General features: G+C 37.7%; 8 protein-coding genes. 3 read left to right on the forward strand and 5 right to left on the reverse strand.

What is annotated here, in order from left to right:
• Position 1: 1 nt before the first annotated feature.
• From MAS10914_RS29170 to MAS10914_RS0100695, 3 genes are read right to left on the reverse strand one after another with little or no spacing between them, the layout of a single operon-like run.
• Positions 2–691, reverse strand: coding sequence for a patatin-like phospholipase family protein (locus MAS10914_RS29170; protein ID WP_017313989.1), 690 nt, complete (start codon positions 689–691; stop codon positions 2–4).
• 8 nt (positions 692–699) lie between these two features.
• Positions 700–1,680 carry a hypothetical protein gene (locus MAS10914_RS33780; protein WP_156818050.1) on the reverse strand — a complete coding sequence of 327 codons (981 nt, stop codon included), beginning with the start codon at positions 1,678–1,680 and terminating at the stop codon, positions 700–702.
• A 52-nt stretch (positions 1,681–1,732) separates the two neighbouring features.
• A complete protein-coding gene (locus tag MAS10914_RS0100695; protein WP_156818051.1) occupies positions 1,733–2,659 on the reverse strand; it encodes a hypothetical protein in 927 nt (308 codons plus the stop codon).
• A gap of 553 nt (positions 2,660–3,212) precedes the next feature.
• Between MAS10914_RS0100695 and MAS10914_RS0100705 the strand changes: the two genes are divergently transcribed.
• Positions 3,213–4,871 carry an Hsp70 family protein gene (locus MAS10914_RS0100705; RefSeq protein WP_017313993.1) on the forward strand — a complete coding sequence of 553 codons (1,659 nt, stop codon included), beginning with the start codon at positions 3,213–3,215 and terminating at the stop codon, positions 4,869–4,871.
• Positions 4,872–4,903: 32 nt separating this feature from the next.
• On the opposite strand, the gene MAS10914_RS0100710 is transcribed toward MAS10914_RS0100705, so the two are convergent.
• Both MAS10914_RS0100710 and MAS10914_RS0100715 read right to left on the reverse strand, forming a co-directional pair.
• Positions 4,904–5,614 carry a hypothetical protein gene (locus MAS10914_RS0100710; protein ID WP_017313994.1) on the reverse strand — a complete coding sequence of 237 codons (711 nt, stop codon included), beginning with the start codon at positions 5,612–5,614 and terminating at the stop codon, positions 4,904–4,906.
• Positions 5,615–5,720: 106 nt separating this feature from the next.
• Complete coding sequence (locus tag MAS10914_RS0100715) at positions 5,721–6,530, reverse strand: baseplate J/gp47 family protein (RefSeq protein WP_084786291.1); 810 nt, start codon at positions 6,528–6,530, stop codon at positions 5,721–5,723.
• A 291-nt stretch (positions 6,531–6,821) separates the two neighbouring features.
• Here MAS10914_RS0100715 and MAS10914_RS0100720 point away from each other — a divergent pair, with 291 nt between their 5' ends.
• Positions 6,822–13,019, forward strand: coding sequence for a hypothetical protein (locus MAS10914_RS0100720; RefSeq protein ID WP_017313996.1), 6,198 nt, complete (start codon positions 6,822–6,824; stop codon positions 13,017–13,019).
• Between the two features lie 5 nt (positions 13,020–13,024).
• Positions 13,025–13,750: a hypothetical protein gene (locus tag MAS10914_RS0100725; RefSeq protein ID WP_017313997.1), complete on the forward strand. Its 726-nt coding sequence runs from the start codon at positions 13,025–13,027 to the stop codon at positions 13,748–13,750.
• Positions 13,751–13,860 lie beyond the last annotated feature (110 nt).

Here is a 13,860-nt window from a genome sequence, read left to right on the forward strand (position 1 = left end):
ACTACCCCAAAGGGACATTATCGCCGAGTCCTCCATCTACCCAAGATTGTCCATCGACTATTCGGCGAGGAAATGCCACAGGAATAGCTGCACTGGCTAAAAGTAAATTGTAGAGGGCATCGTTATCCGTAATCTCCTGTACGCAACGCCATTCTGCTTTTGTACCGAGACGACCACGAACAAAGTCAATTAACGCTATCCGCCAATCGTATTTCAAACCTGGTATTGTCAGGGAAGGAAAAATAGTCACCCATAACTCAATACCACATCGGATTCCAGCTAGGTCTACCGCTTGTTTCAAAAACTTCTCAATAGGAACTGGATCGAAGATGGCAGAGTTGTCTGAAAGTAGTTCTATTGCTGACAGAAAATTACTCGGTAAGTCTCCTAAGTTGGGAGCAAACGTTTGCGCTACAGAAATCGCAGTCTGTAAAATTGTTTGACGATTCCAGATCAGGATCTCCTCTTGACCAAGTTGCTCCCAAAGTTTTAAAAGACGTTGAACTCCCTGCTCGAATGGTTGATGAGATGTTAAAACAGCACCGTTGAGGGCACCGATACTTGTACCAGCAATGATATGAGGTACAAACTGAAGTTCTTTAGAGAGATACTCAATTGCACCAGCTTGATAGGCTCCCTTAGCACCACCACCAGCTAGTACAAGTCCAAATTTAGAAAACTCAATTGTCATAATCCCTTCTACGAAATCTCCGTTTTTTTAATGATTTCTAAACAGTAATCAGCTGTTTCTTCGACAACTGCTTCCACAAATTTCCGTTTATCAGTTGCGGGAGATATCAAACCAATGTCTCTGCGGTAAGTTGCGATCGCCTTTTCAGCCGGGTTCTCCGGTTTATCTGGTAGCATAGACAGTTCTAGCGTTTTACCAATAACAAATAAGTAAGGGGTTTTCTCCCAAAACGGTTCTGGAACAGAACTTACCTCCAATAACCAAACGGCGAGTTCACGGTTATCATTGGTTATTTCTGCTGGTGAAAGTGATAGCTCTAGCAGCTTGGAAAGAGCAAAGAAATTTTCCGGCAGTTGTTTACTTTGCTCTGACGTCAGAATTTCCTCAACCAGTTCCTTTCTGAAGTCTCTAGCGTCAGATTTCAGTTCATACATTGTCACTGAATTGCTGAACACTTCCCATACTAACAGGGGAACTTGCACTGCCCAAGGTAGCTGAGTATAGGTACTTCTATTTGTCCAAGCCTTGACAATCTCTGTGAGCTTGCCCTTCACTTCCAGATAGAACAACCGTTTTTCATGGTCGTCAATTCGCCCCTCATGTTGGTTGATGCGTTGCTCTAAATGTTTAAGGGTTTCGATTAATTCCCCATGTTCTCCTCTAGAGATACGAATAGTATTTCCCGTCTCCAGTAATTCCTGCCGAGTCACTCTCAGTGCGACTTGACTAATGCGAAGGGAATCGCTCAATTCCAGTACCCACTGACGGAAGGTGTCTTGACCAGCTACCAAGTTATCATTAAGTAATTCCTGTCGCTTTTCGTTGTTACCACCCAGTTTATCTAACAGCTTACCGAAAAACCCTTGATTCTTTCTATAACTAATTAGACCTTTGTTAACTTGAATTCCTTTAACTAGGTCGATTAAGGCTCTATCTCCAACCACAGGAATTCGACGCTGTAGCTGCTCTAGCTCTTTTGTTAACTGCATAAACTTACTAACCTTATGCTTTTTCGTACTAAGATTTGTGACATCAAAAGAATCAGCTATCACTTAGCTTTAGTAAATCATTTGTATATCTCTGATATGTTTCAGCAGAGTCTATATGTTTTTTTGCCTCTGTTTGCAAAGACTTCAGTTTTCCTAGTAAATCATTCTTTTGCCCTTCTTCTAATTGTTGATCTCGGCGAGCCTGTTCTAAACTTCTTTTGTATCTCTCCAAAAAAGTATTAAGTTCTTTAAAGTAATCATTCACTTTTTCCTGAAAATCCTCATCAATAAATCCATTCATGTCCTGCTCAATCTTGGTCAGGTTAGCCTTGATTTCCTCGCTAATCTGAGCTAATAAGTCTTCTTTATTGATACTCCAGTGCTCCTCTTTAATTTCTATTATTTTCTTGACTTCAACTGGAACTAGAAAAAGCCAATGCCACCAAGTCCGCTGTTTGACTGATTGTTCTTCAAGTTTTATTCTCTTTTCCTGTTTTATGTATTCAGAAGGAAAAGGTTTCACCAAATTATCAATTGGATTTTTGATTTCTGGTAGTGGTAATTGTAGTTCTTCTCCAAAAGTTTCCTTTAATTTTTCTTGGGCATTCTTAAGAATAGGTTGAGTCTTCTTGTTTAACAATTTCCACAAATTATCATTTTCTTTTTGAAACTTCAACTGAATCTCGCGACTAAGCTTATGTAGTCTTTTTTGCATGTCATCTTTTACAAATTCATATACCTCATTGAAAACGTCCTCTGCCTCACGAGGAGTCTTGTACTTGAGTTCCCCAGTACTTTCAACATAGCCAGTTTTGAAGAGATGCATAAGTAATTCTGGAGGTTGGGATATTATTTCATTTTTTAAAAAGCTATCAAAAGATTCTTTAACCTTTTTCTTAGCTTCAGAACCCATAGAATTCAAATTTTTCTTTATCTGCTGTTGAAGTTTTTGTTTTATTGTGTCAACTGCCTTCTGCAATTCTTCCCGACACTTCTCAAGTTCTGATGAATTGTTTACCAGCGTTTGAATGCTATCATTTATTTTTTTATATCATTGTCAGTACTAGAAATATAGCGAATTAAGACATCATCCAAGAATGTTTGAAGAAAATTTTTGATGCAATCAATTGCCGGATCAATAATTTTTGGTACAGCACGTTTTATCAGTTCTTGAGTTACATTTGTCATAAATAATTCAAAACCAGACGCATCCCAAAGTTCACGGCAAGAAGAAGCAAATTACAGCGATTGGTTTTGAACCAGACGGTGAAGTTGCAATTGGGGAGAGAGCTATTCTTTCCAGAAATATTAGGGAATTACATCTTAACTTTAAGAAAAAGCCAACAAGTTTAAACTATCCAGAGCTAGAGAAGATATTCAAACCTTACATAAAAGAAATTTATCGATTACTACTAGAAAAACCTGATGTTCGAGGCGGAGAATATAGCCTTTTTGTTGTTGGATGCCCATCAGGTTGGGAAGGAGCAGAAAATCCGCTAGAGGTTCAGAAAGAGCGTGACTTGTATCAAAACATGCTTCAAATAGATGATATACCTATTCTTAAAGTTATACCGGAATCACGTGCTGCTTTGATAAATGCTAAAGAGTCTGCAAAATTTAGAGATAATAAATATGTAGGTACAGCTTTATCATCACCAGTATTAATTATTGATATTGGTTCATCAACAACAGATTTTACACTCGTTACAGATTTCAAGAACCTTCATGATTTTGGTGCAAATCAGTTAGGAGGATCTTTAATTGACGAAGCTATATTTGCTTTATCAGTTGATCAAGCTAACAATAAGCAAGATATACAAGAAGCATTCAAGCGAGATCCATCTCTGGAACAAAAATGTAAGCTTGCTTGTCGTCGGGCTAAAGAGAGATGTTTTTCAGAAGAGTACTTTAAAGAAAATCAGCAACAAAAAGTAGATCGTTGTATTGAAGAGATTGGTGAAAATCTTTACTTTCATCCTCTTGTGTCTTATGACTCTCTTCATCAAGAAATATTGCAGAAACGTCAAAGTACCTTAGACGATAAAGGTTGGCAAAAATATTTTGAAGATAAACTTAGAGAAGTAAAAACAGAACTTGAAGAAAAAGGAACTAAAGTTAGTGTTTTGTTGATGACTGGTGGCGCATCAAGGATGGAGTTTACTCGTCAAACTTGCAAAAAAGTATTTGATGCTATAGATATATCTGAAATTGATGCCGAATCAAGTATTAATGAGAAACCAATCCTATACTTTGATTCTGAGCCAGAACATTGTATTGCCGACGGTTTAGCAAGAATTGGCAGATGGGATTTGCGTTCTCAAGAGTTTATAAAAGAGGTTAAAGCTTTTATTGAGCAGGGAGAAGTCAAAATTATTGTTCTAAATCACATTCCTCAATTAATTAACTCGATAGCAGAGACTTTATCAAATGAAATTATAAAAGAAACTGTTAAAGTTTTGAAATTTTGGCAAAAGGGAGAAATTAGGACTTTTGAGGATGCCGAACTCAATGCAACTTACTACATAGAACAACGTCTTAAAGATGAAGAGGTGAAGAGCGAGATCCGAAAAAAATGTACAGATTGGCTTAATAGGAATGAGATTTTAGAAGAGTTAAGAAGTAAAACACAGCCTATTTGTAGAGAATACAAAATAGAGGAAGATCGTTTGATCTTGAGTGTAAATAGTGGTCCCAATTTCCAAACTCCAGCTATTTCTTTAGAGGATGTGATTGGAGGACAGAGGTTTAGTACTTTGGTATCATCAGTAACCAAATTGATTGGAAATATATTTCTTGTTAGTGGATGGATAGCTACAATCACTATTGCATTTACTCACTGGTGGCTCTTTCTCCTTGGTGCAATATTCAATCGGAATATTCGCAACGTTATTCAAAACTTAGCAGATGGACTTGAAGTGATTTTAAACAAATTGCTTGAAGATTTTAGACAAAGAGGTATTAACTGGTTGCTCAAAGAAGATGTGCCTCTTAGGGTGCGGTCTTTGATTTTATCTGATGAAGTGATTATTCAACAATGTCGCAGCAAGAAAGAAGATTTGACTAACGATATTACAACAAAAATGACAGAAGAGGAAGGTGATTTCTTTAAACAGATAGTTCAAATGGTTGGAGATATTTTGGAGGAGGCTTTGATTAAGAGAGCAAAGATAGCAACTTTTTTCATAAGGTAGCTGTTCAATATTTGGGATAATAATGTAAGTTGCTAGTTAGTTCCCCTAACAGAAACTTCAGCATCTCTTAACCCTTCTACATATTTTTCTGGTGGAACAAACTCAACTCGCTTGCCAACTTCGTAAGAGTAAGCAAGATTGAGATTGTATCCTAAATATTTTAATTTTTCATGCCCTTTTTTTGTAGCTCTAATTGATATGAGCCAATGTTCATCAAGGTATACCGCTTTCCCTTGCAGAGAATATTCTAACTCTTCTTGAAGCTTCAACCACCTAACTCTTATGTCTATAAGACTGTGTGCATTGAGTTTTCTTAATCGACTTGAAAAAGTTTTCTTCAGCTTCGTTGTTCTTTTGTCTAATACTTCTTTGCTTGGATAAGGGACGCCAGAAGGAACTTGCTTGAAAGTTTCTTCTGGATAAAAAGGACAGAAATGACAACTTTGATATTGCAAGAAGCTATACCAAAGTGAAGCCCAGTAAGTTCTTTGTCCATTTTCGGCTATTGTTTCAGACTTTGAAGTTACATTATATATCTGATACAACAAACAATAATCTAATATGTCTAGTTCTTCAAAAAGTGGCTCTAGTAGATAATCAAGATACTGCTTTAAAACTTGAAACTTCTCCAGAATGGTATTTTCTGAAATCTTTTCACCTAATTCATTTAATTTTGTTAAATCTAAAATAGCTTTTCTCAAGCTTTGCCAGGTTGGTTTTATTTGTGAAATTTCTGTTTTCATATTTTCGCCTATTATTATTAGACCATGACTCTAATTTCTGTCAGTTAGCAAGTGATCGCTCTTCCTTTTTCAATTCCTCTAAAAGACTGATGTAATTGCAGCAGTCTTAATAGTCAAAGCTGACAGATAGCCCCTTTCCACCATTAAGATTAACTGTAACTTTCAACGTTCCTAAAGTGCCTACCGTCCAAAGATGCGGCATAGGTTGAGGCATAGCAAAACCATTCAGCTTAACATCAATAACCCCTAAAACAACCCCAGGAATCGCTTGTATTCGTGCTTCTAGAGCTTTAGGATAAACACTCTCACCTGCTGGTAACTTGCCAGGAAAAAGAAAGTCTCTAACATTTTGTTGAATAGATAAAGCGATAGCATCAGGCAACACACCTGATTGAATGCCAACAACCACATCAACATTTACCCTAAAAGTTTCAATTGTCCAGACAGTGATAGTTGCCATTGCAGCTTTACGGTTAAGCTCATCACTCAGTGCAGAGAGTTGTCCAGTACTTAAAGCGCTACCGTCTGCATTGAGTCCAAATACTCCTACATACCCATTTTGATAAGTAGTTTTATCTGGTTTTAATCTTCCAATTGCCAGCGCTGTAGAACCAACTCCTAAAAAATCAACTACTGCTGCTTCAAAATCATCCTCGCTAATAAGGGTTTCGCGGCGACGAAGCAATCCATAAATACGTTGCTGAAACTCAGCTTCTGTTTCCGCGTCTTGTCCGTTTCTGGTTGGTTCGGTAAGAGCGATCGCACCCAACCTCCTCACACTAGGAAATGACACTGGAGTAAGCTGTGAAACATTCCCGCGTGCTCCTGGAGTAAGAGATATTATTGCTACAGTTCCATAGTCAGTATAGGTGGGAATCCCCAAATCAGCAGTTGTCTCAAACTGAATGCCATTAATGACAACTGTGACTTAAATGAAAAAATGAGCTTTTAGCTCAAGATATACTTCACAAAGTAGGTGTCCATTTTATGCACTCACCATCAAATCTTCGATTTTCCGAAAATGTTTATGTATGATTCATTTTCACGAATGATTTAGGATTGCTATATTTAGTTGAATTATTATAGGTTTTCCAACAAAAGATATCATGCTAAATAAATCATTTATGATAACTTACAATTCATAGTTGGATGTAAATTCAGTTTAGAAAAAATAAAATCGAGTGGGAAAGCTAGCTCCAGTAGACAAATGGTTATAGAGGCAAGACATTTTGACACTCGCTTAAATCAGTGGATTCATACAGATAACAATCCTGACAATCCAGATTCCTTGCTTAAAGAGGAACTGAAAAACAGTCTGCTAGAACACTTTCTCCCAGGAGTGAATTTCTCGTTCGGACATATGGACGAGAAAGCTACCGCCGACCAATTAAAAAATCATCCCGAAGGACATAAGCTATTACTATCATCAAAAAGCCGACTGCTATATGGACCAGAAGAATACCTGGAAATCATAAGCAAGTTATGCCCTGACAACAAGGATAGAGGTGCATATGGGTCAATATTCCTTGGCTCGTGCAAAAATGCTATCAACGCAGAATTAAATGTTCTCATTGTAGATGACGCCACAGGAGAAAATGGCGGAATCATCAACAATGAACAAGCTTATCGCCTCACCGGGGACTGTTACGGACAAATATCCACAGAATTATACCGACAGTTAACCGGACACCAAGAAGGTGACCAATACTGTGTTATCCAACACCGCTTTGGGTGGACAGATAAAGATGGAGATGATGATAAGTTCAGGTTTGGAAAGGGTACTTTACGTCCAGCTAACCTCGACCAAATCCTTAATTATCAAGACCCTAACCAACCAAAAGTTGATTTAATCATCCCCCTGTCTGCTTTTAAGGGAACAGATAAGGATAACCCCTATGGTCCGACCAAACCCCAAATTAAACCAGGGCTGTATCACCAAAACATTTGGTTAGGGGAAAAATCTCAATCTGAGTTAGGTAAAACTGCTATCTCTCAAATGATTGCTTCCTTTCCCAATGGGTTAAAGGATTTTGCCGAAACAGTAGAACTCGAAGCAGCAAAACTCAAAGAAGCGCTGGATGACCCCCGCAAGATAGCCCAGCTCTATTGCGAGAAATACGAAAAACGCAAAGCCTTCCTCGAACAACAAGCCGCTGAATTAGAAGAAGAAGCAGCCGTTGATTCAGAAGTCGCTAAGGAATTTGAAAAACTACAAGAACGGATTGCTACTGATACAAGTATTTACAAACTCATTAAAACTGATCTCGAAAGGTGGGGACAACTCCTAGAAACTGAAAAAATTCAAAGAGAACTCGCCCGATTTGTCCAAGGCGAATGGCAAGATATCTCGATTGGGAAAAGCCTCACCTTCTCGCGGGCAATGGTCATCCCATCCAAAGACCTCCGAGATGGTGAAGTCTGCATTCCCCATTATCAAGACGGCGAAGAAGTACTTAACTTCCGCTCCCCCTTCCTCAACTCCAATGGTCTGTGTACCTCAACCAACAAAATAGTTAATGACATCATTGGACCCGACGGCAAGCCTTTAGCAGGTGTTATCGCCGTTTCGGATGAAACCTCCGAGCGCATTTACAACCGCCTCAACAGTCAAATCAAATCCATCCTTCCCGAACTCCAAGAAAAAAATATTCAACTAGAGGGTATTAAAAACTACGTTGACCAAAATATTGGTCAGCTGGAAACAAGAGAAAAAATTGAATTTACTCACAGGTTTAATGAGTATATTAAAAACCTAAATAATAAGGGATATCAACTAGAAATATTACCCCAAGAGTCCGAACAGGAAAGACAAGCCCGCGACTACGATGGCGACTGTATCGGCTTCGACCACGCCAGCAAATACCCAAACCTGACGGCTGAAGCTATCTGGCGTAACGTACCTGAAAACGCCTACGACCCAACTGTCAAACTCAAAAAACAATCGTTTTATCGGGAAAATGGCACTCAACCCGAATTTGAGGAAATCGCCATCCATATGAGTGATGGTATTAGTGTTGGTGTAATCAACAACCACCTTACCTCAATTGAGGCGCTGGAGTCGGAAATTACTATCCTCAAAACCTTTGGTAGCGAGAAAGACCAAATAGAGTACGTTATTCAGGTAGCCAAACACTACGAAAAGTTATTTGACCAAGAAAATAGCGCACAAGCGCACGGTGACACCAGCCGCGACATTCCCGACAAGTATCGCGGCTATATGGAAGAATTTGTCCAAACGTTACGGCAAGAACCCCTCACCCAAGAAAATGCACTCTTTGCAATGGACATCAACGCCCGGATATATCGGGAAATGGTTGCCGAAGCCGCGTTCCAAAACCAAATTGCAGTTGACTTATTTAAAAGTGCTAAAAAACCAGAAATGGATGTTATCCGCAACAACAGTCGAATTCTGCATCGAGAAATTAACTACATTCGTGATAAGAAAAAAGATGTTTACTTCGACAGTACTATCGAACCGACAGGTAACTCACCTGTTGAAATTCTCATTAGTAAAACTAACCAATATTTTGAGAAAGCCCAATTAGAATCACGCGAACTAGCTCAGTTTTCAAACCTTTTCAAGGGAGTAGAATTTACCCACGAACAACGCTTGCAAGCCAGTTTGGTCAAGAGAGAATTTGATAAAGAGTTTAATAACGCCACACGTTATACCCAACGCAAGAAGACAGAAAAGGGACTATCAGCAAGTATTGATATTGGAAATGGTAAAAAAATAGATGTTACCAACCTCCTTAAATATGAACATCCCCTTGTTTGGAACGCACAGAAAATTAGCCTCAAAATCTCAGAAGTTCCATCTGAAAAACGCTCGATAGATAAGCCTCATCGGTATCGAGTTTACGCCCAAATTAATGATGAAAATGAAAACGGTAAACCTAAGTTTAGGGCACTAGGAACTGTATCTAAGGAACAAGAAAACTCGCTGCAAGAGTTAGGAATTATCCCCAACCAAGAAATTACATCAACTAAGATATCCTTCCAACCAGAATTAAGTGAAGGGCAAATTAAGTTAATGTACCAAAAGGCTTACCAAATCGCCGAAGACTTCTATAATTCAATTCCTGAAGAACAAAAGCTAGCGATGGCTGCTGCTACTTGGGCAGTATCAACTACTCGTGAAGGTTCTAACTCTAAGAGCCAGCAAAACGAGATTGAACAAGAAGTTGAAAGACAAAAGAAAGTATCAAATTTTGTATTTGCTAGTTTCCCTCAAGAAATTATCAAGCAAGTAGATAAACTTCAATTTACTGAATTTACCCTGACAGGATACAACCGTACAAGTGAAATCATCAATCAGGAAAATCAAAATCAACCACAGGAAATTAGATTTAATATTAGCGAGTCTCAAGACAGTAGAGGTAATATTGTAATTAAAGATGTCATCGAAGTAAAAAATCCTGAAACAGGAAAGTATGAAACCTTCGCTAACATCAACGCCACTGATGGTAAACTTCCCATCGGTACAACCGCAACTGGTACTATTGAAAAAGGAGAAGTGTATACAGCCACAGCTAAAATAAACATACCTGGAGGCATAAATCTAGAATTTCAGGTCAAAGAATTACAAAAATTTCAATGTAAAGACCAAAAATTTAATGGTGAAGAAGTAAATTTAACTATCATTAAAGATAAACTTGAACGGGAAGATTATGTTATTACCATTAAAAATGGCAATAAAGAAGAGAAATTAGGTACTCTTTCTAAAGAATCAGTAAAAGCAGGAATAGAACAGGGATGGCTGGCAGAAAAGCCGGGTCAAAATGGTCAACAATTAAAGTTAGAAGTTACAAATATTGCTACAGGTGAAAATGCCTTCGCTATTGGAAAGACACCCAATGGCAATCTAGTAAGAATAGATATTAACGACAAGCTTAAAAATATAGAATTTCAAGGACAAGAGATATCAGCAACAGTTAAAGCTTACGATAAACAGGATGTATATACAGCCAAGATTGGTAATTTATCTCTTGGTATTATCGGTCAACATACGGAAAAAGCATTTGGAAATAAAAGTAGGTACAGCCAAAAGAAAAGTTCAGTACAACAACTAGTCGATGCAGGCATAATTAATGAAAGTAAAGTACAAACAACCATTCCTGTTATTATCACAAGCAATGAAACTACCTGTAAACTAACTATTGACCCTGAATCAGTACAATATCCTGAAATATGGGTGAAGCGCTACCAGTTAGTTGACCAACAAAAAGAGGTCAATCCAGTAGAGCAAAAAAATAATCAGTTATTTGATAAAATTACCGAACGTCCTACTATACTATTCCAAAGTAAGGAGGATAAATTAGTAGGATTAATTGGGTTAGCTGTCGATAGTAAAAAAGCTGAGGTGACAAAAGAATTTTTAGAAAGAGTAGGAATAACATACGACCAAGTTGCTAAGTCACAAAGCAGACTGGGAGCTAGAAAGGGCATGACAGTATTCATGCTCGATGAAAGTACAATTACTCCAAAAAGAAAAGAACAGTTTATAGAAAGGTTTGGCACTATCAAAAGTAATGATACTCCGCCACTACCTGCTCCCATTATTCCTGAACAAACTGTATATTTCAGCAACCCCAACCAACAGTACACCCTAGAAGATAACTCGCAAATCATTAAAGAAAGTATTGGATTAGTAGTACCAGCCCAAGATTCCACTACTGTCAACAGTTGGTTAGAATTTAAAGGCACAAATAATAACTACATTATTGATAAAAATAGCAATATAGCTATATTTCTAATCGAAAAAGAGACAGTTAGTAGTGAATTAGAAGAAGGTCTCAATAGTTTATTAGGAAAACCTATCAATATTGGTGAAATAGATGGATTTGACCAATATAAACAATTAAGTAATGAGCTTAATCAAAAAGTAGAAAAAGAAGGGAGCCTGCTAGAAATCAACTCTACACCACAGCTAAGCGAATACAAGCAGGCGCTTCAATCACTCCCGAATCGCCCCAAAGAAATTGGTAAAGAGGAAATACCTTTACCAATAGCACCAGCAAAGCCAGTTCAGGAAGAAGGTACTAACGATAAAGAGTTAAATATACTTCCAAAATCAGCATCACCAATTAATAAAACTGTAGTCGAAGTTAACCCACCTACAGAAAATATTGTTCAAGCAGTTGTCACAAGGGCGCGCTCCGCGATCGCCAATAGTAACAATAATGAAAGTAATGCCATAGAGAATGCTCAAACAATCCAGACGCAACCGCAACTAGTACAGTCAAACAACAAACCTATCACCCTACCGTCAGCCCAAGCGGCAGATAAGTCTAAAGCTATCGAGATTTTGGGTAAGGTTAGTTCCGAAAAACCGGTTTCATTCCGCGATAATAAGGAAATGCCCGCTGGAACATACGGACCAGAAACTTACACCGAATCTAAGCCAGCAGGACAACCTTTCCTGTCAGCCGAACAAGCTTTCTACGCCTACAAGGAAACAGTGCCTTTAAAAGAACCAAGGGTACAGCTGATGGCTGAAATTCTCCAAGCCCGGTTTGAGCAACACCCCAAATTAGCCGAAGCCATAGCCGGAAGGGGAGGAGCCGAATGGTTAAAACAGTGCAGCTATCTCGTATCAAGTGGAGAGAAAAATTTCTGGGAAGGAAAGGGATTAGAATCACCTTACATCCGCGCACTCATCCAGGGATATACTAAAGCACTAGAAAATTCCAATTCTCAACAAGCAGAAGCAATACAGCTTACCTCCAACCAAAAATCAGAACCAGAACCACAAGGGAAAAACACAGAGATAAGCTTCACTCCAAAATTGGACGGAAGGAATATCTCCGCGCCCACTTCTCCTAAAAATCAAATTGAAAGTTCGCGAACCCTAGATGCAGACATTCAACAGGCATTATCACAAAGATTTACAAATAGCCAAACAAAGTCGATAGAAAGAACTTTCGATAACATTAAACAAAGTACTATTCAAAACCTGCAAAATTGGTATGAAACAGCCCAAAAATTAGGTAGAAATAAAAATTATATAAACCGAATTCAAGAAGTAACCGAGCAGTATATGAATGACAGCAGTTGTAGTCTGGAAAATGCATTCCAAGCTATGTCGCGTGACATCAAGGAACTACAGCAAATTAATGAGATGACAAAGCTTGCCCAAAGAGTTGTTAAAACCTTTGGTAGTGAAGATATTAACGGTATAATGAGTGTGAAAACTGAAAACTATAAAAATTATCAAATAGCAACGAAAGCACAAGAAGAGATTTATTTAATTAAGGATAAAGATAGTAATATAGTGCTATATATTAAAGAGGGAAAAACCCTAGTTAATAATCTTAATGAAGAAGTTGTAAATGACTTTAAATTTATGAATTCTCGAATTGAAAGTAGTTTTCAAGGTTTCAAAAAAGAACTTATAGAAAGGTAAATAAAATGACAAATATAACAGAAGCAATGCATTATGCCAATATTCAGGAAAAAATGGCTCTCTTAGGCATAACTGATGAAAGTGTTGCTAAAAAAGCACAAGAAATTGGTCTAGTTACCGCAGAAGAACAAAAAAAAGCCGAAGAAGCACTTTGGCAAGAATCAATAATTGACCATGAAGAAAAAATGGCACAAGCACAAATTAGCATTAAAGGTGTAGAACCAATCGATTTTAAGAACTTTAGCTTTCACCAAAATCAAAGTCAAGCTATAACCGCCGATTCAGAAAATCAAAGTTTCAATTCGGATAAAAAAGATGATGACAAAAATAGTAAGAGCAAAGTTACAGTAGAAGATAGAGAAATAGTCATCGCCAAAAATTCCGATGTACAGCTAGTAATAATTCCTAAATTATTAGAAGTCTTAAGTCACGAAGGAAAGCAGGAAAATGGATTGGTAGTTTATCAGGGTGAAAAGTACACAGTTAGTATCAAAATCGAAGAAAGTTCAAATACCCTTTTCCTTGATAGAAATTCACATTTAGAAAATAGAGAAGCGCTAGTAGCTTCCAAAAATAATGATGAACCTAGTTATAGTATCGTAGTCAACAATATTACCCAAGAAGAATTTGAAAGGTTTAAGTTACTGTTTAATAAGGAACAAAACCGCCGCAACAACCAGCAAGTTCAACAACAGGCTAATACAAAATCTTCTGAGAACGAGCTTGGGTAATTAATCAAAGTATTCCTATCAAGATACCGAAAAAAAATCCACAAGTAATAAAAATATACTTATTCGGTATCTTGCTTTTAGGAAAAGTAATTCCAGCCATGCCAATACAA

It is taken from the genome of Mastigocladopsis repens PCC 10914 (assembly GCF_000315565.1).
In the GTDB taxonomy this organism is placed as follows: domain Bacteria; phylum Cyanobacteriota; class Cyanobacteriia; order Cyanobacteriales; family Nostocaceae; genus Mastigocladopsis; species Mastigocladopsis repens.

What these genes read in the sequence shown, in the direction of transcription:
- MAS10914_RS29170 (WP_017313989.1), bottom strand. Translation starts at nt 691, where the DNA reads ATGACAATTGAGTTTTCTAAATTTGGACTTGTACTAGCTGGTGGTGGT.
- MAS10914_RS33780 (WP_156818050.1), bottom strand. Translation starts at nt 1,680, where the DNA reads ATGCAGTTAACAAAAGAGCTAGAGCAGCTACAGCGTCGAATTCCTGTG.
- MAS10914_RS0100705 (WP_017313993.1), top strand. Translation starts at nt 3,213, where the DNA reads ATGCTTCAAATAGATGATATACCTATTCTTAAAGTTATACCGGAATCA.
- MAS10914_RS0100710 (WP_017313994.1), bottom strand. Translation starts at nt 5,614, where the DNA reads ATGAAAACAGAAATTTCACAAATAAAACCAACCTGGCAAAGCTTGAGA.
- MAS10914_RS0100720 (WP_017313996.1), top strand. Translation starts at nt 6,822, where the DNA reads ATGGTTATAGAGGCAAGACATTTTGACACTCGCTTAAATCAGTGGATT.
- MAS10914_RS0100725 (WP_017313997.1), top strand. Translation starts at nt 13,025, where the DNA reads ATGACAAATATAACAGAAGCAATGCATTATGCCAATATTCAGGAAAAA.